This is a genomic window from Avibacterium sp. 21-599 (genome assembly GCF_026226765.1).
Lineage (GTDB): Bacteria > Pseudomonadota > Gammaproteobacteria > Enterobacterales > Pasteurellaceae > Avibacterium.
Window position 1 is genome coordinate 204,237 of record NZ_JAKKOB010000001.1, and the last position, 19,344, is coordinate 223,580.

A 19,344-nucleotide genomic window follows, 5' to 3' on the forward strand; every position below is an offset into this window, starting at 1 on the left:
TTTTCCTCTTAATCGACAATAATCACTTCAATATTGTTTTCTTGAAGTGCGGTTAAATATTCAGAAGAAATTCCAGAATCCGTAATTAACACATCAATATCCGCAAATTTTCGGATAATGTGGCAACTTTTTTTATCAAATTTACTGGAATCGGTAACGGCAATGACTTGGCTGGAAATATCACACATAATACGATTTAAATTCGCTTCTTGTTCATTATGTGTTGTGATGCCCGCTTGAATATCAAACCCATCCACACCAAGAAAGACCTTGCTAAAACAATAATTTGCTAAACTTGCATCGGCTTGTGGCCCTGAAAAAGACATTGCATTTTTACGTAATTTTCCACCAGTCATTAAAATTTCAACATTTTCAGCATCTGCTAATTCAGAAGCAATATCTAGCCCGTTTGTCATTACAAGTACATTTTTGATCGCTGATTTTTTCAATGCGGTGGCAATTTCTCGGGTTGTGGTGCCTGAATCTAAAATAATAATGTCATTATCATTAATAAACTTTAATGCAGCTTCTGCAATCTTATTTTTCGCGCCTAAATTTCGATGCCTTTTTTCCGAATTACTCAGCTCGGAAATCATCCCCTTATTCGGTATCGCTCCCCCATGAGAGCGAACAATGTAACCATTTTTTTCTAAAAAATTGAGATCTTGGCGAATAGTAACGGTAGAAACAGAAAAGGTTTCAGCCAAATCTTCTACACGAGCAGAAGAATTTTTATTGACTATTGCAACGATCTCCATACGTCTTTCTATTGCACTTTTCATCTGTTTATCTTCGTTCATTGAAATATCTGGTGTAAAAATTATAGAGTAAAATAAAGATAAATGAAATAAAACGAAATAAAAATTTAGGGTAAAAGATTAATTTTAATCCATAAAATATTTATTTACACTTTCGATTTCTTCCTTTTATCTTCATTTTATTAATCAAGCATTTTTCCCAACACTTCAATTTGAGTTAAGGCAGTAAATGGCGAAGGATCAACGCCTTTTACAAAATTTGTCAAAATGAGATGATCACAATAACGTTTATCAAAATGAAATACCTGCGGTTGCCCTGTTCTGGCTAATGTCAATATTTCCTCTGAGCCATCAGAAAATCGAACACTTATATTCTGCCACCACGCATCATGGGGGAAATCCGCGCGGAGTATTAAAATCAGGCAATCCACTTCCACATTTCGACCAAATTCAATGTTTAATTCTGCATTAGGATCTTGTGCATTACTCCAAGAAGTAAAAGGATACGAGCCGTGGGCATTGCTATCAAAAATGCCGTCAATCACGTTATAAGGGGCAAAACGAATATTACTTGGTTTGATATTACTACTAATGCGTGGGTACATTCCGCTCTGGTGCGGTTGAAAATAAGGATTAAAGGCAAGGTTTGTATATTGTTGTATCTCATACTCTCTTGCAACGCGTATCCATAAAAAGTGAATGCCTCCTTGAAAGGATTTGTCACTATTAAATAACCGTTTGTTATCACCAAAAGGAATGTGATACTCAATCCGTGGTTCAGTTAAATAGATAAGGCTACTTTCTAAACTATCCTCCAAGCGACACTTTAAATAGCAAGGTGTGGTATCTGTTTCAATGCAGATACGATCACCTTCTTGATATTCCCCCTTATAAGTAAACATTAAAAAATCAAAAGCACTTTTACAAAATTTAATATTATTCTCTTTATCTATAATACTTAGTGTGAGTTTTACCATTATTCCTCCTAAAAAAATCAGCCACGCTCGCGGTGGCTGATAAATAACATTATTTTACTTCTGCTGATGCTTCAATCGCTTGAAACTCTTCTGGATTCCATACCATTGGTTTAGGTTGTTTGCTAATCCAATGATGAAATGCTGTTTGTAGCTCTTTTACTTTTTCTGGATACTGGCTCGCTACATCCTTGCTTTCAGCAGGATCCACCTTGTCGTGATACAAATGTAATTGATTGCTACCATCATTATAGAAATACAAGGCCCAATCTTTATCACGGATAGCCCACGAACTTTTTGATAATTTTTCTAAGTGTGGATTTTTCGGTGCTTGATTAGTGTTGTAGGTAATATATTTCCAATAGTCTGCCCAGAATTGCTGATTCTCTTCACTATAATGTTTGGCTCCGGGGCCTGCCCAATAGAGATATTGATGAGGTGAGACCGTTTCTTTACCTGATAAGATCGGTAAAATATCTTTCCCATCTAATTTTAACGAATCAGGCAACGAAATTTTTGCCGCTTTAAGTGCGGTTGGTAAAATATCTATTGCCGAAATAAGCTGATCATTTTGGCTATTGGCTGGAATATGATTTGGCCACGATACGATGAATGGAACACGTAATCCGCCATTATAGAGCTGCCCTTTGAATCCTCTATCCATACCATTTAAAGGCATTGGCGCTTCGTGTACGGAACCGTTATCAGAAAGGAAGAAGATCAAGGTATTCTCTAATTTTCCTTCTGCTTTTAATTTATCTATAATTTTGCCAATCCCTTCATCTGCTGCATTAATGGCTGCAAAATATTTATCTGCTTCAACATTCCCAGTATTAAAACGATCCATATATTTTGCTGGTGAAGCTTCTTCTAAAGGAATATGTGGCACACTATAAGCTAAATTTAAAAAGAAAGGTTTATCCCCGACTTTATCAATAAATTGTAGCGCTTCGTTGGTTAAATTGTGTGTTAAATATCCCGGCGAGGCAACAGGCTTGTCATTACGCCATAATGCAGGAGAATGCCACAACGCCGCCCCTGAAACGAAATAACTATAAGAGTAATCAAAGCCACGATCTGTTGGGAAATAGCCTTTTTCTGGGACTGAGGAAAAATTATCGTGATAATCCCGTGTTTTGAGATCTTCTGGCTGTGTGATTCTGCCAATTTTACGATCTCGGTTTATTTTTGCATTATGGTATTTACCAATATTCGCTGTGGCATAACCATTTTCTTGGAATAATGCGGGTAATAATTTCACATCAAGTGGAATGCCATTAAAGGAATCATCATTGCTGTAAATACCAAAAGAGGCAGGGTAACGTCCAGTAAAAATGCCTGCTCGAGAAGGCCCACATACAGGATGTGCCACAAACGCATTTGTCATTTTTACACCTGATTCGGCTAATTTAGACACGTTTGGCATCGCTTTTTGTGCTGCCTCAATCATTTTATTAATATCGCCTTGATAGCGTGCTGCCACTGGACGCTGATTTAATGCCTCGGCGTCTAAACTATCTATCGCAAAATCTAACTGCCCTGAACCTAAGTCATCCATAACGATAACTAAAACATTTGGCCTGGTTGGTTCAGCCGCCTGTGCCTCAAAAGAAAATTGACTGACACCTGCCACCATAGCAGATAACAAACAAGTACTAAGCAATGAACGTTTCATTACGCCCTCCTCAAAAAATGCTAGTTGATCATTTTCATAATCTCTGCCGCTAACCCACCTTGTTGAATAATATCACGCATTCGGTGCATTAAAGGTGCCGTTTGACGAAAGAAAAGTTGATAAGATGGACACAAATAGTTGTGCTTAAATTTCTCACCTTTTAAATTGACAATACGATGTTTCGGGCAACCGCCATGACAAATCATTCGTACATCACATTTCTCACATGCTTTGGTTAGGGTTTCTTTTTTCGCCTGCCCGAACTTTTGTTGCTTTGGCGAACGTGCAATCTCTGATAATGGCTGATGATGGATATTACCAATCCTATAATCAGGATAGACATAGTGATCGCACGAATAAACATCGCCATTTGCTTCCAGAACTAATGCGGAACCGCAAGTTTCAGTTTGGATACAACTCGTTGAAGGATAACCTAGCCACTGTCCTAATAAATTATCAAATTCACGGACAAAAATTTGCCCAACATCTTCTCTTACCCACACAGAAAACACATCAAGCAAAAAGCGTCCATAACCATCAGGCGGAACAGAAAATCCTGTCATTCTATAATTTTTACCCGGATTATAATCGCTACGTTGTAAAGAATAATTGGCGACTTCGACGATAGGAATAAACTGCATAAAAGTTGAACCGAGCGCTTTTAATGCTTGGTATGTTTCACGTCCTTTATGCCAATTTTTATCGTTGATAACCGTTAAGGTATTAAATTCCACTTCATACTCTTTCAAGAGATCAATAGCTTTTTTTACTCGTTCAAAGGTCGGTTGTCCATTTACGGAAATACGATAGCGATCGTGAACATCACTTAATCCATCTACAGAGATACCAATCAAAAAATTGTTTTGTTTAAAGAATTCTGCCCATTGTCGATTTAATGCAATCCCATTTGTCTGAAAACTATTTGTAATGGTTTTCCCATTGGCAAATTCTTGCTGAAAATCCACCGCTCTTTTAAAAAAATCCAAACCTAATAAAGTGGGTTCACCACCTTGCCAAGCAAAATCAACCTGATCGCCCGCGTGGGATTGAATATAATTTCGGGTGTAATCTCTCAATGTATCTTCTGACATCAAGCGGACATTATGCGTTAGAACCTGCTCTTTCTCTAAATAAAAGCAATACTCACATTTGATATTACAATGAAAGCTACTCGGCTTTGCCATCATATGAAAATAAGCGGGTGGGGACTGACGCATAAACACCTCCTAATGCGAAATTATCGTCATTTAATTTTAAAATAATCGCTGTTACACCTTTCTATATCAATCTATATTACTGATATGATCTTTGGCTCGTTACTTTGTATTATTTTAAATATTAATGGCTATAGTCAGAACAACGAAATTCGTTAAACAAAAAAATTAATAGAGGGGGAATTCCTTTCCCCCTTTTTATCGGATTAGCTATTTAAAACTTCCGTAACATAAGCACGAATTTCATCATCTTGGCAGTTATCAAAGAAACATTGTTGGAAACGTTCTCCGCTTACTGCTGTTTTGACTAATTCAGGATCAATGGCTCGTAAAGTATCTAAGTAATTCTCTTTTGCCACAGCCGCTTTGACTTGATTTAAAATCCCTGCATTACGCACTTGTGGTTCGCGGCGTTCCACTGGATAACCTTGACCGCGTTCACCTTCAAATGCTTTTTCAAACATATAGCGAACATTGAGTTCAGCGCCCCAACCAAATCCTTTAGCAAAAGCTAATGAAAGTGCATTCCCATTATTAATTTGTGAGAATAAGAACGCATCTGCTGGTTCAAGGCAGTAACCACATACTACCCCCGGATGAAGGTTTAATGACATTAATGCGCCTTGACCCGTACCACAACCTGCAACAACAAAATCCACTGCTTTAGAATTTAATAAAATACTCGCCATAATACCCAAGTGGATATAAGTAAGATGATGATCTTGTTCACTATTCATCCCTACGTTATAAACACTGTGTCCTTTTGGCTCAACCACATTTTTAAGTTCATTTAAGATAATTGGGTTTTTTGCCGCTTGGCTATTTTCCATCATTAATGCAATTTTCATTTTTCTTTCCTTTATATTAAAAAAATTTATGCTTATTTCGCTTGTAATTGATACATTTCGGCTCCGGCTAATAAAAATGCGCCTACGCCATAATCAATATTATCTTCCGCTTTCACTTCACGAGGGTTAAAGGCCGGTAATTGAATCCACCCTAATTTCCCGTCATTATCGACCACGCTGACTAAACCAGACCACGCTTTTTCTACCACTGGAAGATAAGTTGCACGATCTAATACGCCTGAATTAATTCCCCAAGCCAGGGCATAGCAGAAAAGTGCCGTTGCACTACTTTCTTTCGCTGGGAATGTTTGTGGATCAAGTAAACTTGCTCGCCAGAAACCATCTTCGTGTTGGAATGGCAATACAATTTCCGCTAATTGACGATAAAGATCAAGATAGCGTTCACGCTCAGGGAAATCTTCTGGCATATCACGGAATAATCGAGGAATCGCAGCTATCACCCAGCCTACACCTCTTCCCCAAAAGACTTTCTCACCATTTTCTTCACGTAATTCACCCCCTTTTCCATCTGGAATATAGCGATAATCACGATAGAACAATCCTGTTTCTTTATCTTGTAGATGATCAACCGAATCCCACCAAGCTTGGTTAGCATAATCACGATATTTGCTTTCCCCTGTTAAGGTAGAAAGGGTAAAAAACACTTGTGGAGCCATAAAGAGTGAATCACACCACCACCAATCTTCACGTCCCGGTTTTGGATTCGCCAACATATCTTCCACAAAGTTAATGGTCGGTTCTAAGGCTTCAGGTTGGTTAAATAATGGATACACATCAAGGTAAGGTTGTGCGCATACTAAATCATCGGCAAAACGTGCATGTGGTCCAGTACGGAAACCGGTATGCAAAGTGTAATTTAGCACACCATCTAAGAAAACTTGTTCGCCCGTTACTTTCCACGCATTAGACACACTCGCCCAAAATACAGCTCTATCCCAATCTGTATCTTTAATAAAACGGATACGTCCTGTACGGCGTACCACGGTACGGGTTTGATTTGCCGCTTGCCATTGATACACGTTCTTCATTACCGCAAGGGTTTGTTGTTGAGCGGTCATATTATTTCCCCTTATATTTTCTTTTTTACGCTATTGTTTTCTAAATTGAATTTATTTAGCGCTAATTTATAGCCCATCTTCTTCGCTATCATTATCTTGCGAAAGATTATTGATATCTTCACGTAAATCTTTTATTTGGCTAAATTCGCCTCTTGCCAAACATTCGGTTAATTCTTTCAGTGAAAACTCTTCACGTTCTAATGCAGCATTCACAATCATTGATAAATTTGTTCCTGCAATCACTTCGACATTTTGATCATTTAATAAGATATTGATTGCGCGATTACAAGGTGAGCCACCATAAAGATCAACAAGGAACAATACGCCATCACCAGAATCCACGCGCGCTTTTGCAGATAAAAGTTGAGCCTCTAAATCATCTGTTGTCATTGACTCTAAAAAATCGACAAATTCTAATTGCGGTTGTTGCCCAACTATCGCCTCTACGGCAGAACGCATACCTGAGGCAAAATTGATATGACCTGATACTACGATACCTAACATAAACTGTCCTTACTTCTTGTCTTTTATCATTATCTGGTTTTGCAACATTTCAAAACCTAAAAGACTATATTATTCTAGAAAGAAAATGAGGTTTCCCTCATTTTCCTTAATTTAGCATTAATGGATTAAATAATGCCTATTAAATGTCCGATTACCCCGAAGGCAAGTGTACTGAAAATCAATACGGGTGGTTTTGCCCAAAATCCTGTTCCTTTCACTAATTTAAACATTAGGAAGACCAGTGCAAGCGGTAATAAATTTGGCATAATTTTATCGAAAAGTGCGGTCTGTAATTCCACCACTTTTCCACCCATCTCAATACTTGCGGTGGTTTTAAATCGTATAAAGGTGGCACACAATGCCCCGATAACGAAAATCCCCATAATATTTGCCGCTTTAGCTAAACGTTCCGTAGAATCGCTCATACTCACCATTGCGGCTGTACCCGCTTTATATCCCATAAACATTAAGCTGAAATACACAAAGAAGTGCATAATTTGATATAGGATAAAGAAGACAAATGGACCTGCAATTGAACCTTCCATCGCAATAGATGAACCTAGTGCAAGGGTTAATGGCATAATCGTCATATGGTCAATACCATCACCAATCCCACCTGTTGGTCCCATACCTGCTACTTTCATTACGTTAATCGTAGAAGGTTTTTCTTTATTTTCTTCCATTGCAATCGCTGTACCGAGCAAGAAAGTGAATAACTTAGGACTTGCATTGAAAAATTGAAGATGGTTTTTCAATGATTTAGCTAAATCGTATTTGTTATTGCCGTGGATTTTTTTCAATGCGGGAATGATTGAATACGCCCAACCACCTGCTTGCATACGTTCAAAGTTGAAGTTTCCTTCCATGAACAAACCACGAATTGCACATTTCCACAGATCGCCTTTTGTGATCACTTTACGAACAGTCGTATCTTGATACGCATCAATATCATCAACAAGGTTTTCTGCTACTTGGTTGTTTACATTTTTAGATTCCATCTTCGAACTCCTGTGCTTGAGATTGGTTATTGTTATTGCCATTACCTGAGAAGTAGAAATAAAGTACTGCGATTGATCCACCGATAATTGCCACCGCCATAATTGGTAGTTTTAAGTAAGTTGTGGCAACGAAACCGATGAAAAATACGCCTGCCACTTGTTTTGACCACATAATTTTCAATAACATAGCAAAACCGATAGCGGGTACTAAACGCGCACCTAAACCTAATCCTTCCAAAATTTCTTTTGGTGAATTATTGTTGATCCAATCTGCTGCGTGTTCACCGAAGTAAACGGTAATAAATGCAACAATTGCATAGAGTAAAGAACGTAATGAAATTGTTGAAATCAGTAAGAAATCAATCCCTTTTGTATTTGCTTGCTCTGCATATTCATCAGCTTTACCCATGGTAAATGAAGTTAAAGCAAAGAAACCAATTACTAACATTTGCATAAGTACAGCAATCGGCATACCCACACCCATTGCCACTTCTGCACTTTGTCCTGTCATTACCGCAAAGGCAACCGCCGCAATCGTCCCCATTGTTACATCAGGTGGTTGCGCCCCCGCATTAGGCACTAAACCTAACCAAGCTAATTCTAACGTTGCCCCTGTAATAAGACCTAATTGCAAATCTCCCATAATCAAGCCAACAACAGGGCCTGTAATTAATGGACGGTGAATATTAAGTGCGACATCGTATTTATCAATACCGCAGAAGAACGCCCAAACGGCGACTAATAATGCTTCAGTTAACATAAATGCTCCTTACGAATATTAAAGATACTGTTTAATATCAATTTCTTGAGCATCTGGCGTATTTTGGATGGTGCAAGTTACTCCTGCATTTACCATACGACGGAAAGCATCAAGATCTTTTTCATCAACAGAAACGGTTTTAGTAATTTGGTTTTTGCCTTCGTGATAGTGCATATTCCCAATATTACAGTGTTTGATTGGCACCCCACCTTCCACTAAGCGTGCAACATCTGTTGGATTGTTGCATAAAATGAAAATTTTCTGTTGTGGTGAGGCTTTATGAATCACATCAATAGTTTTTTGAATTGTGAAAAAACGTACTGCATATTCACCACCTGCTGAAGCTTTCATTCCTGCTTGCATAAAAGGGGCATTTGGACCTTCTGCGGCTTCATCATTCGCGACTAAAATTAAATTTGCTTCAGAATGCTTACCCCACGTAATCTTAATTTGACCGTGTAATAAACGTTCATCAATTCGCGTCCATACAATATTCGGTGTTGACATAAAACTCTCCTTAATAATTATAAATGAAATGGGTGAATGATAACGCCTTGAACCACACGGTTTACTTCACCTGTTGGGCAAGGATTATCTGTGGTAATACCACGGGTAAACGAACTATAAAATGAATTAATTTGTGCAAAGACAATGTACGGGAACAATAGTGCATAATCTGGTGCATCAGCAAAACCTGCGATATTCACCACATCTCGTCCTTCTACGCCCGATTGTGCGGTTAAGCACACAATGCGTGTTGCAATGCCATCTCTACATAATTCATTATATAAATCAATATCATACAAACGTGTATAAGGTTGATTTGAAAGGAATTGAACCACCGTTGTTTTATTATTAACAATAGATTTTGGTCCGTGACGGAACCCAAGGGAAGAATCATAAGTGGCAACAATACGTCCCGCAGTTAATTCTAAAATTTTTAGTGCTGATTCTTGTGCTAATCCTTGTAATCCACCACTACCGAGGTAAATAATGCGATCAATATCCACTGTGGCTAACTGACGTGCAACTTCAACATACTGTGGAATTAATTTTGCTGTGGCATCTGTAATGAAACCTAATTGATCCGTAACTGAGCCTTTTGGTAATAAAAACACGGATAAGGCAGAAAGCATCATTGAGCTAAAACTAGATGTCATTGCAAATCCACCATCATTGGTTTGAGGTGGCATTAATAATGCTAAAGTGCGGTCATTTTTTTGCGCATTTTGATATAACGCCCCTTGCTCGTTACAAGTAATAAATAAATGATAGCAATTCGTTAAACATTGATTTGCCAATTCCACTGCTGCCACACTTTCAGGACTATTTCCAGAACGAGCAAATGAAATAAGTAATGTTGGCACATCTTGAGCGAAATATTGGTAAGGATTAGAAACAATATCCGTTGTCGCAATTGACTCAACACGTTTATCCGTCATTGTAAGCACAAAAGGTTGCAAAGAATGCCCGACAAAAGCCGATGTTCCTGCACCGGTAAAAATAATGCGTCCATTTGCTGCATTTATTACGGGGGCAATAAAATCGAGAATTTCTTGACGGCGCTGATCCAACATTTGCAAACTTTCTTTCCACGCTTGCGGCTGCTGTTCGATCTCTTTTGCTGTCATAATGGCTTTCCCTGCCACTAAATCATTCTCCGAGATACCTAAATAAGTTGTCATATTTCTATCCTTTCCTTAATGATTAAAAAAACTGGCTTTGGCATATTGTCTAACCACAGCACGCACTTTATCTAGCACAAGATCTTTTGCTTTAGGCAATATTTTTCCTTCACGTACAGCCAAATATTGTTCTGGTAAGTACTGGCTAAGTAATGGAAGTGGAATATCCATTTGAGCAAAATTGGTAAATAATTTATCCACTGCCTTAGCAATATCAGGATTCGTCCAGTAATAACGAATACGATCACTAAAGCTAAAACTTCTTGCAAAACACTGTTCTAATTCGCTGCCGTGATAATATTTTTTCCAGTTTTCAGGGTGTGCAAGCATTTGTGCTTCTAATACAGTACGTAAATTTGAACATTGTGCGGCTGGGAATAAGTATTCTTCCATTGCACACAGTGCATATAAACCTTCACGTAAAGCAAAGGTGAGCGCTGGCCCCACTTTCAAAATGGCAAAATGATTTTTAACTAACGCCTTATAAGCTTCTTCTGTTTGATAATCGGTGGAGTGCGCTTCAAACACAAGATTTTCATAATCATTCACCACTTGGCTTAATGCTTGTGCTTTCTCAGAAACAAAATCAATCACTTTAGTATGGTCAAATTCCACTCCCGGTTGTACCACTAAGCCAACAACACGTGGCCAAATATGATCTAAGCCAACGCGAGAAAAGGCTTCTTGATGTGCATTAATGGTCGCTTTTGCAGCTTGTGGCGAAGTCACCTCTAATTCTGCAATTTCTTCTGCTTCCCCACCCGGTACAGGAACTTCTGTTCCAACAATATAAACGATACGATTTGCTAATCCTTGTTTCTCTGCGGTTTGTTCTGCTATTACAGCTAAACGTGCAGCACGTTCTGCGACAATGCTATCTGAAAGAGGAATAGGATCACCTTGACAAGACATACTGCAATCTAAGTGGATTTTTTCAAACCCCGCAGCAACATAAGCTTCAATTAATTTTTCTGCATTTGCCATAGCCTCTTCTGCTGGCAATCCTTGCCAGCGGTTAGGCCCTAAATGATCGCCACCTAAAATTAATTGCGCTCTTGGAAAACCCACTTGATCTGCCAATTGTTCAACGAAATGACGAAAATCTGCTGGTGTCATTCCTGTATAACCACCAAATTGATCCACTTGGTTGGATGTTGCCTCTATCAACAAAGGGGTGTTATCTTCTTTGGCTTGTAATAAAGCGGCTTCTAAAACAAGCGGGTGAGCAGAGCAAACAGAATAAATTCCGACAACTTCACCTGCTTTATGTCTTTTAATAAGGTTGAGCAATATACTCATTTTTGTTTACTTCCTTTTAGGTGGGTCAAATTTCGTTTAATAAAGATGAAAGAAATCACGCTTTCGTATTACTTTAACTGAATTATAATGAAAGCAATCAAAACATAAAAACACCAAAATCGAAATCTGTGATCTAATTCACAAAATAAAATAATTTTTCTAAAACGACGTTTTAAAATATGGAGATTACCATTTTTTTATGAAAAAATAACCGCACTTTGTTTCATTAAGACGTAGCGCAAAGTGCAACTTAATCAAAGATAAGGAGTAATCAGATGAGTATTTCACGTCGTAATTTTATTAAAGGTGTTGCGACAACGGGTGCGGTAGCTGCGCTGTCAAGCACTGCGGTGAATGCAGTCGCCAATAATAATGCTAAAGAGTCGGCAAAAAAATCTAACAATCCCCCACTTAACCTATTAATCGTGTTTCCTGATGAAATGCGTGCAATGGCACAAGGATTCAAAAAGCAAGATCCTGCAATCACACCACATTTAGATGCCTTTGCTCAAACAGCAAAAGTGATGGATCAAATGGTTTCTAACTATCCATTATGCTCTCCATTCCGTGGTATGTTTATGACCGGTAAATACCCACAACATAGTGGCGTAACAGGGAATACGCACGACTATGGTGGTAAAGTCGGTATTGAGTTATCACCTTATGCAAAATGTTGGTCTGATGTATTAAAAGATGAGGGCTATTCATTAGGTTACATCGGTAAATGGCATTTAGATGTACCACAAGAACCCTACATTAAAAGCTACAACAACCCAATGGAAGGACGCTACTGGAACGACTGGACACCACCAGATCGCCGCCACGGTTTTGATTTCTGGTATTCTTATGGTACTTATGATCTCCATTTAAAACCAATGTACTGGGGAAATGACACACCACGTGAATATCCTCAATATGTGGATCAATGGGGACCAGAACACGAAGCGGATATGGCAATTAAATACCTTCGTAATGAAGAAAATAAATATCGTGATCCAAACAAACCATTTGCATTAGTGGTTTCAATGAACCCGCCACATTCTCCTTATGATCAAGTCCCACAAAAATATTTGGATATGTACCCACAAAGCTCTAAAGAACTCAACAGCCGTCCAAATGTCGATTGGGATAAAAAATATCAAGAAGGCTATGGCCCTCAATATTTCAAAGAATATCTTGCAATGGTTTCAGGCGTTGATGAACAATTCGGTCGTATCCTTGCTGAATTAGACAAACAAGGTTTAGCGGATAATACATTAGTGGTCTTCTTCTCTGATCACGGTTGCTGTATGGGATCTCACGGTAAACCAACCAAAAATAATATCTATGAAGAATCTATGCGTGTGCCAATGATGTTCCGCTTACCGGGTAAAATCCCTGCGGGTGTCAATGAGAGCTTAATGTCTGCGCCAGATATTTATCCAACGATCTTAGATTTACTTGGTTTGAAAGGCAGTATCCCTGATAGTGTAGAAGGCGTTAGCCTTGCTGAACAGGTATTACACGATAAAGGGGAAAGCCCGACTTCTCAACTTTATCTCTTTGTCCCTTATGGTCAGCCATCATTTGGTCGTCGTGGCGTGCGGACCAAAACGCACACCTTAGAAATTGACCGTCAAGATGGTGAACCACTTAAATACACACTCTTTGACAATGTGTCTGATCCATACCAAATGAAGAATATTGCGGAAAGCAATCCTGAATTGGTACAAAAATTAATCAAAGAAGAATTAATCCCGTGGTTAGAAAAAACGGGCGATTCTTGGCGTCCCGTTGAGTTTATTACTGGCCCAACGAAAAAAATGAAAAAGCAACTTGAAAGCTGTGCTACACCAAAAGCTTAATCGTTGCTAATTGCTCTCACTGAAGCTATTTGTGTCTTCAGTGAGAGTATATAGGAGCAAATAAATGACAACAGATCCCAAAATTCGCTTTACTGAACGACCTTATTTAGCTCACGAACATCCTCAATTTCAGGATTATTGGCGAGCCTTTAAGGAAAGATTGCAGCGTTCAATAAAACGAAAAGCCTGCTTTAGCAAAACCGATCCTCTTATTGATAAACAGCTAAAACAGGCATTTACGCAAGATTCCACTTTTTCACAAGAAAAGTTTGAATTACTGGTTGAATATTTTATTCGCTCCTTTTTTCATTATGCCAATGATGACTATGCCCGTGCCGATTATCACGGTTATCCATCAGAACAAGGAATGGTGTCTGATTCTATTGAAGGGGCGGCACGCAATTATCCTCTGTTAGCCGCCTATTTACATTATCAGTCAGATCCCTCTCATCCTCTTTTTCAGCAAGTTCAACAGGCTTTATCAACGGGTTTTCTCAATGCAACCAATCCCAATCATTCAGGTTACTGGGGAAAGTTAAAAAGTTTTCAGCAAACGATCTGCGAAAGTGCTGATTTCGCCCTTGCCCTTTGGCTGAGTAAAGCCCATATTTGGCAACACTACAACGCTTCACAACAGCAACAGATTATTGATTGGCTACATCAAATCAATCACGTGCAAACGGTGGACAATAACTGGCATTTGTTTGTCTTATTAGTGCAATTGGTCGTCAAAGATCTTGCTGGCATTGATGAAATCAATCAAGAACGTTATCAACGCATTAAAGAATTTTATGTTGGCAATGGCTGGTTTAGAGATGGCGAGAAAGGTAATTTTGATTACTACAATTCTTGGGGCTTTCACTATGGGTTATTTTGGCTCGATCAAATCGATCCAGATTTTGACCGCACTTTTATTCAACAAAGTGCGGTGCAATTTTGTCAAGATTTTCATTATTTATTCGCGCCACAAGGTTTTGCTTTTTTTGGGCGTAGCCTGCCTTACCGTTTTGCTGCACCAACGGCGTTAATCAGCACAATGATTCAGCAAGAAAAAACGAATGGACAAGGAAAACGTATCCTATCCCAACTGACCCATTTTTTGATTCAACAGCACGCTATTCAACAAGGCAATGTTACCCAAGGACTCTTTGAAACAGATAGGCGACTGGTTGATCCTTACAGCGGTGCGGCAAGTGGGTTGTGGTCGTTACGTCCTTTTATTTTATTACTTTATGCTGGTCAAAAGATTCATTTCTGGCAAACTGCCGAACAGCCACTTGCCATTGAAAAACAGGATTATGATATTCAAATCCCAGCGATTAATTTACGCATTATTGGCACACAGGCAACCCAAGAAATTATCGCCCAATTTCAGCATCAACAATACCCCAATTTGCCGTTCCAACAAGCCTGTTTACAACAGCAAAATGGACGAATGAAGATCATAGAATGGCTTTGTGGGCGTTCCACTCGAGGCAAAAATAATTTACTACGAAAAGGGGTAACGACATTTTCATCAAAACTCTCTCTTTATCTTTCCAATAAAGAGAAAAAATAACAAAAAAACCACCGCACTTTTCTATGCAACAGTTTTATGCGAAGGATAAATTAGCAAAAAATAAGGCGGAATAATCCGCCTTAACCAATTTTGCAATGCTATTCCGCGACAGGATAATGCTGATACCCTAACTGTTTAGACACATTTCTGCCTGCTTGATGAAGCATCTCCACCAGCTGAGCAAGGTTTTCTTTTTCAAAACGAACTAGCGGTAAAGAGAGAGAAATCGCGGCAACAATATGCCCTAGACGATCATAAATAGGTGCGGCAACACAATGTAAGCCAACTTCCTGCTCCTCTTTATCTTCTGCATAGTGCTGTTCGCGTACTAACGCCAGTTCTTGTTTAAGCGCTTCAACATTCGGTAATGTGTTTGCGGTATGTTGAACAAACTCAACATTTTCCAGCAAGGTTTCCACTTCCTCGTCCGTCAGCGCCGAAAGCAATACTTTTCCAATCGCCGTACTATAAGTGGGATTTCTACGCCCCACACGAGAATACATTCTTAGGCTGTAAGTAGAATCAATTTTATGCAAATAAACAATTTCATTGCCATCTAATGCACCTAAATGCAAGGTTTCGCCTGTTTGCTTTGAAATCACTTCCATTTCTTTATTGGCAAGCTCAATAAGATCCACATATTCTAACGCCCTTGCACTAATTTCAAACAATTTCAGAGTGAGGCGATATTTATCTGTATCTCCTTCCTGTGCCACAATACCAAGGGATTTCATCGTTTGTAGAAAGCGGTAAATGGTGCTTTTGGACATCATCAAACGCTGAGCCAATTCTGTTACACCAATTTCTTTTTTCTCGCTGAGTGCATCCACAATGCCAAATACTTTTAGCACGGAGGAAACCACATCGGGTTGAGTATCTTTTTCCATATTTCTGTAACATCTCAAAATTTAGTCAATTGTCCTCAATATATTAACACAAGCTATAATTTTGAAAAGCCACAAAACAAAATGAAACTATATTTCAATTTTATTGAAAGAAAAAATAAATCCTCGTATAATTTATTTATTTTCACTTGCCTGATCACAAAAGGAGGAAAAACAGTGAAAAAAATTGCAATTATCGGCGAATGTATGATCGAACTCAACGGTGAACCATTCGGGAATATGTGGCAAACCTATGGAGGTGATACCTTAAACACCGCCACTTATCTCTCTCGCATTAGTTCCCCTCACGACATCGAAGTTCACTACATTTCCGCAATGGGTAATGACAAACTCAGCCAACAAATGCTCCAACATTGGCAACAAGATCACATTCATACGGAAAATGTGCTGATTGATCCCTCACGCCAAGCGGGGCTTTATTTAATCCAGTTAGATAAATTTGGCGAACGCACTTTCCTTTACTGGCGTTCTGAATCTGCCGCACGTTATTTACTCCAACACCCTGATTATCCTCAAGTACAAAACAGCCTTGCTGAAATGGATATGATTTATTTGAGCGGAATCTCTCTTGCGATTTTACCTGATGCAGATCGTAATGCCCTCATTAGCCAGCTTCAACAACTGGCTAAACAAGGGGTAAAAATTGCTTTTGACAGTAACTACCGCCCAAAACTTTGGGAATCCGTACAAAAAACACAAGAAATTTACACCGCACTTTATCCGTGCATTCATCTTGCATTAGTCACCTTTGATGATGAACAAGCACTCTGGGGAGATGAACAACCAGCACAATCAATACAACGTTTAAAACAACTTGGGGTAAAAAATATTGTCCTGAAGCAAGGTAAAGAAGGTGCATTATTCTGCGATGAACAAGGTAACGAACAGAATGTAAGTACCACGCCTGTTACCAATGTGGTTGATACCACTTCGGCAGGTGATGCGTTCAATGCCGGTTTTTTAAATGGCTACCTGCGTAATAAACCTGCACAACAATGCTGTCAACAAGGTAATCAAGTGGCGGGTATCGTCATTCAGCATAAGGGGGCGATTATTGATAAAACCGCCACCGAACATCTCATTCATCAATTTAACTAAGGAAGATAAAATGAATACCACGCAAATCGTTGAAAAACTTCGTCAATTAAAAGTCATTCCTGTTATTGCCTTAGACAACGCACAGGATATTATCCCACTTGCGGAAACCCTCGCCAATAATGGGTTACCCGTAGTGGAAATCACTTTCCGCTCAGCGGCTGCCGAAGAAGCCATTCGTTTAATTCGCCAACATAACCCGAATATTCTGATTGCGGCAGGTACAGTTCTGACCAGTGAACAAGTTGTTCAAGCCAAAAATGCAGGTGCCGATTGCATTGTTACACCGGGCTTCAATCCAAAAATTGTCAAACTTTGCCAAGAATTAAATATCCCTGTTATGCCGGGGGTGAACAACCCGATGTCGATTGAAGCGGCATTAGAACTAGGCGTAACCGCAGTGAAATTCTTCCCAGCCGAAGCCTCTGGTGGAGTGAAAATGATCAAAGCCTTACTTGGCCCTTATGCGCAATTACAAATTATGCCAACCGGCGGAATTAGCGTAAACAATATTAAAGACTATTTAGCCATTCCAAACGTCGTGGCGTGCGGTGGCTCTTGGTTCGTAGAAAAATCCCTTATCAACAGCCAAAACTGGGACGAAATCGGTCGCTTAGTGCGTGAAGCGGTGGCAATCACCAACGCCTAAAGCCGATTAGTTGCAACACCTTAAAAGAAAGAGCGGTAAAATTTTTTGGTATTACATCTCAGTTGTACAAAACACAAATTTGAACAATGAACCACAAAAAGCCTTTAGCTTGATAATATGCTAAAGGCTTTTAAATTTAAAAGGAATTTAAAGAAAGATAACTTACTCAGAAAAGCGGTTTGTATATTTTATAACGCTAAAAAAAACAATAACTTGCCAACTCATCGGTCAGGTCTCATTGCTGAATTTTAGATACGCCAATGTAGATATTTTGGGACGGTAGTAAAATAACAGCTTACTCATTCATCAGCTCACCAAAGAATACCCCATTGCAAATAAAATCCGATAATAATAAACTTGATGGAAAATGCGACGATGAACGTTTTATCAACTGTTTTGACAATGTAACAGAAAAAATGAAAAACTTTATTTACGTTTTTACAATGTCCAAAACCCAATTTTTAAAAGAGATAACCGCCATTTTATCCGCTTTATACTCAGGATAAACCACAAAATAACACAGCTTAGATGGATAATCATATTCAGGATATAAGCGTATCAGTCGCCCACTTTGTAGATCCTGTTGAGCCATAACACTTCTTGCCAATGCCACGCCTTGTCCGTCTATGGCTGCTTGCAAAACCGCTGATGAGTTATTAATTTTTAGACCGTGAAAAATGGTGGGCTTAGGCAAACCAACAAATTCAAACCATTTTGCCCAGCTCATAAATCCTTGTGCATCATCAAGCGTAGTATCGTGAATGAGTGTCGCCCCGAGCAAATGTTCAATATCAAATAAAGAAAATCTTTTAGCAAAATCAGGCGAACACACAGGGAAAATCTTCTCGTCCATCAGTTTTGTAGCCATTAGCCCCGCCCAATCGCCCATACCGTAACGAATGCCCACATCAATATCCAGTACGCCAAAATCACTATGACGGCTGTCGGTATGCAAACGTACATCAATCTCAGGATACTGATGCTGAAAACCTTCTAAACGTGGTAACAGCCATTTGCTCGCCAATGCCGGACTCACTGTAATGGTAAGCTGTTTATCATCAGCAAGCATTAATTTAGCAAAGCCTTGCTCTAAACGTGCAAAGCCCGCCTGAATGTCTGGCAACGCATTTTTGGCATTATCCGTTAGACTAAGCCGTGCTTCTCGACCTTTAATTCCTCCCAAGCGACGGTGGAATAAAGGCACGCCTAAAGTGTCTTCTAGACTTTTTACAAGCTGCCCTACCGCCGCTGGGGTAACGAATAGTTCATCACTTGCTAAACTAAAACTTTGGTGACGAGCGGTGGTTTCAAAGGCTTTTAGTGCTTTTAGATAGGGAGTAATGTTTTTCATATTATTTTGCTAAAAATTCCTAATAATTTCGCTTTCATCTTTTTCATCATCAAAATTATCAGAAAAACAAAAGATTAACGTTTTATCCTCTTTAAAATAACTGTACACATCAGGAACAAGCAGAGGCGCTTTATTATCTAACATCTTA

General features: G+C 39.0%; 19 protein-coding genes. 4 read left to right on the forward strand and 15 right to left on the reverse strand.

Going from position 1 to position 19,344, the window contains the following annotated elements; genetic code table 11:
• Positions 1–8: 8 nt before the first annotated feature.
• The 12 genes from agaR to kbaZ form a co-directional block, all read right to left on the reverse strand.
• Positions 9–800 (reverse strand): transcriptional repressor AgaR, encoded by a 792-nt coding sequence (gene agaR, locus L5B83_RS00985; RefSeq protein ID WP_250350693.1) that lies wholly within the window; start codon positions 798–800, stop codon positions 9–11.
• Between the two features lie 140 nt (positions 801–940).
• The gene (locus tag L5B83_RS00990) at positions 941–1,735 is read right to left on the reverse strand and encodes a hypothetical protein (RefSeq protein ID WP_265777272.1); all 795 of its coding nucleotides are present in this window, start codon (positions 1,733–1,735) and stop codon (positions 941–943) included.
• A 49-nt stretch (positions 1,736–1,784) separates the two neighbouring features.
• Positions 1,785–3,407 carry a sulfatase family protein gene (locus tag L5B83_RS00995; protein ID WP_265777273.1) on the reverse strand — a complete coding sequence of 541 codons (1,623 nt, stop codon included), beginning with the start codon at positions 3,405–3,407 and terminating at the stop codon, positions 1,785–1,787.
• Positions 3,408–3,427: 20 nt separating this feature from the next.
• Positions 3,428–4,624, reverse strand: coding sequence for an anaerobic sulfatase maturase (locus L5B83_RS01000; protein ID WP_250350696.1), 1,197 nt, complete (start codon positions 4,622–4,624; stop codon positions 3,428–3,430).
• A 203-nt stretch (positions 4,625–4,827) separates the two neighbouring features.
• Positions 4,828–5,469 (reverse strand): RpiB/LacA/LacB family sugar-phosphate isomerase, encoded by a 642-nt coding sequence (locus tag L5B83_RS01005; RefSeq protein ID WP_250364266.1) that lies wholly within the window; start codon positions 5,467–5,469, stop codon positions 4,828–4,830.
• 32 nt (positions 5,470–5,501) lie between these two features.
• Complete coding sequence (locus tag L5B83_RS01010) at positions 5,502–6,548, reverse strand: glycoside hydrolase family 88/105 protein (protein ID WP_265777274.1); 1,047 nt, start codon at positions 6,546–6,548, stop codon at positions 5,502–5,504.
• Between the two features lie 66 nt (positions 6,549–6,614).
• Complete coding sequence (gene agaF, locus L5B83_RS01015; RefSeq protein WP_250350699.1) at positions 6,615–7,052, reverse strand: PTS galactosamine/N-acetylgalactosamine transporter subunit IIA; 438 nt, start codon at positions 7,050–7,052, stop codon at positions 6,615–6,617.
• A 125-nt stretch (positions 7,053–7,177) separates the two neighbouring features.
• A complete protein-coding gene (locus L5B83_RS01020; protein ID WP_265777275.1) occupies positions 7,178–8,050 on the reverse strand; it encodes a PTS system mannose/fructose/sorbose family transporter subunit IID in 873 nt (290 codons plus the stop codon).
• Positions 8,040–8,810 carry a PTS N-acetylgalactosamine transporter subunit IIC gene (agaW, locus tag L5B83_RS01025; RefSeq protein ID WP_250350701.1) on the reverse strand — a complete coding sequence of 257 codons (771 nt, stop codon included), beginning with the start codon at positions 8,808–8,810 and terminating at the stop codon, positions 8,040–8,042. Before agaW ends, L5B83_RS01020 begins: the two co-directional genes overlap by 11 nt.
• An 18-nt stretch (positions 8,811–8,828) precedes the next feature.
• Positions 8,829–9,317 carry a PTS N-acetylgalactosamine transporter subunit IIB gene (gene agaV / locus L5B83_RS01030; protein ID WP_250350702.1) on the reverse strand — a complete coding sequence of 163 codons (489 nt, stop codon included), beginning with the start codon at positions 9,315–9,317 and terminating at the stop codon, positions 8,829–8,831.
• Between the two features lie 17 nt (positions 9,318–9,334).
• A complete protein-coding gene (locus tag L5B83_RS01035) occupies positions 9,335–10,495 on the reverse strand; it encodes an SIS domain-containing protein (protein ID WP_265777276.1) in 1,161 nt (386 codons plus the stop codon).
• Positions 10,496–10,510: 15 nt separating this feature from the next.
• A complete protein-coding gene (gene kbaZ, locus L5B83_RS01040) occupies positions 10,511–11,794 on the reverse strand; it encodes a tagatose-bisphosphate aldolase subunit KbaZ (RefSeq protein ID WP_265777277.1) in 1,284 nt (427 codons plus the stop codon).
• 275 nt (positions 11,795–12,069) lie between these two features.
• Here kbaZ and L5B83_RS01045 point away from each other — a divergent pair, with 275 nt between their 5' ends.
• Positions 12,070–13,638 carry a sulfatase-like hydrolase/transferase gene (locus L5B83_RS01045; protein ID WP_265777278.1) on the forward strand — a complete coding sequence of 523 codons (1,569 nt, stop codon included), beginning with the start codon at positions 12,070–12,072 and terminating at the stop codon, positions 13,636–13,638.
• A gap of 64 nt (positions 13,639–13,702) precedes the next feature.
• Positions 13,703–15,196 carry a DUF2264 domain-containing protein gene (locus tag L5B83_RS01050; RefSeq protein ID WP_265777279.1) on the forward strand — a complete coding sequence of 498 codons (1,494 nt, stop codon included), beginning with the start codon at positions 13,703–13,705 and terminating at the stop codon, positions 15,194–15,196.
• Positions 15,197–15,294: 98 nt separating this feature from the next.
• Here L5B83_RS01050 and kdgR read toward each other — a convergent pair whose 3' ends face one another.
• Complete coding sequence (gene kdgR, locus L5B83_RS01055) at positions 15,295–16,083, reverse strand: DNA-binding transcriptional regulator KdgR (RefSeq protein WP_250364259.1); 789 nt, start codon at positions 16,081–16,083, stop codon at positions 15,295–15,297.
• A gap of 174 nt (positions 16,084–16,257) precedes the next feature.
• On the opposite strand from kdgR, the gene L5B83_RS01060 reads away from it, so the two are divergent.
• The gene (locus L5B83_RS01060) at positions 16,258–17,199 is read left to right on the forward strand and encodes a sugar kinase (RefSeq protein ID WP_265777280.1); all 942 of its coding nucleotides are present in this window, start codon (positions 16,258–16,260) and stop codon (positions 17,197–17,199) included.
• 10 nt (positions 17,200–17,209) lie between these two features.
• A complete protein-coding gene (locus tag L5B83_RS01065) occupies positions 17,210–17,845 on the forward strand; it encodes a bifunctional 4-hydroxy-2-oxoglutarate aldolase/2-dehydro-3-deoxy-phosphogluconate aldolase (RefSeq protein WP_265777281.1) in 636 nt (211 codons plus the stop codon).
• Between the two features lie 430 nt (positions 17,846–18,275).
• On the opposite strand, the gene L5B83_RS01070 is transcribed toward L5B83_RS01065, so the two are convergent.
• Positions 18,276–19,196 (reverse strand): LysR substrate-binding domain-containing protein, encoded by a 921-nt coding sequence (locus tag L5B83_RS01070; RefSeq protein WP_265777282.1) that lies wholly within the window; start codon positions 19,194–19,196, stop codon positions 18,276–18,278.
• Between the two features lie 9 nt (positions 19,197–19,205).
• Positions 19,206–19,340 (reverse strand): DUF6037 family protein, encoded by a 135-nt coding sequence (locus L5B83_RS01075; RefSeq protein ID WP_265777283.1) that lies wholly within the window; start codon positions 19,338–19,340, stop codon positions 19,206–19,208.
• Between the last annotated feature and the right edge of the window lie 4 nt (positions 19,341–19,344).